The sequence below is a fragment of the Amphibacillus indicireducens genome (genome assembly GCF_039539605.1).
In the GTDB taxonomy this organism is placed as follows: domain Bacteria; phylum Bacillota; class Bacilli; order Bacillales; family Amphibacillaceae; genus Amphibacillus; species Amphibacillus indicireducens.
Map to the genome: position 1 here is coordinate 1 of NZ_BAABDL010000098.1, position 887 is coordinate 887.

The 887-nt window shown below is 32.8% G+C and carries 1 protein-coding gene; it reads left to right on the forward strand.

What is annotated here, in order from left to right:
* Positions 1-281: 281 nt before the first annotated feature.
* Complete coding sequence (locus tag ABD814_RS09215; RefSeq protein WP_344912480.1) at positions 282-848, forward strand: cysteine peptidase family C39 domain-containing protein; 567 nt, start codon at positions 282-284, stop codon at positions 846-848.
* Positions 849-887 lie beyond the last annotated feature (39 nt).

An 887-nucleotide genomic window follows, 5' to 3' on the forward strand; every position in this document is an offset into this window, starting at 1 on the left:
ATTAAAATTGATTATTCCCACTCTAAGACAGACTATTTTAGAAGAATAGTATTTGTTCAGTAGACACTAAATATCAATTAATTAATTTGTACAAAAAAAACATTTTTTATTTACACAATAAGTATATAACGATTTTCCAAATTACAACAACGACAAATGTTGGCGGTTCACCGCCAGTAATTGTCGTTTATTTTATCCCGTAACTATATTAGAATTTTACTGCATGTGAAAATCAAGATTACGAACCTATTAATGAAATAATTATGGAGGTTTTTTATGTTATGTTTAAAAAATACCACTGCATCAAACAACAAGACATCACTGACTGTGGTGCAGCTTGTTTGGCTACAATATCCAAACAATATGGTTTAAAATTACCAATATCCAAAATACGTGAAGTTGCAGGAACCGATAAACAAGGGACAAATGCCTATGGTGTAATTAAGGCTGCTGAAAAATTAGGCTTCACTGCCAAAGGTGTTAAAGGTGATCAAGAAGCTTTTTTTGGAGAGTTTCCCTTACCTGCAATTGCTCACGTTGTCGTTGATGGGTCATTGTTACATTATGTTGTCATTCATCGGATTACAAAAGATGAGATATTAATTGCTGATCCAGCAAAAGGTTTAGTCAAACAAACACCGGAAGAATTCTTTCAAATGTGGACAGGCGTATTGATATTAATGGTTCCAACGCCACAATTCGAAAAAGGTGATGAAACGAAGGGGTTATTTCAACGTTTCTTTGGTCTATTAAAGCCACAGAAAAAGCTGATTACACATATTTTTTTTGCATCAATTCTATACACAATATTAGGCCTGGATTATTCACAGCCATATCAAAAACCTTAAAGAAACTGTATCAAATCAATTAAAAATAGCCAATCGATC

Coding starts and splice junctions, on each gene's coding strand:
- ABD814_RS09215 (WP_344912480.1), top strand. CDS start 282: ATGTTTAAAAAATACCACTGCATCAAACAACAAGACATCACTGACTGT.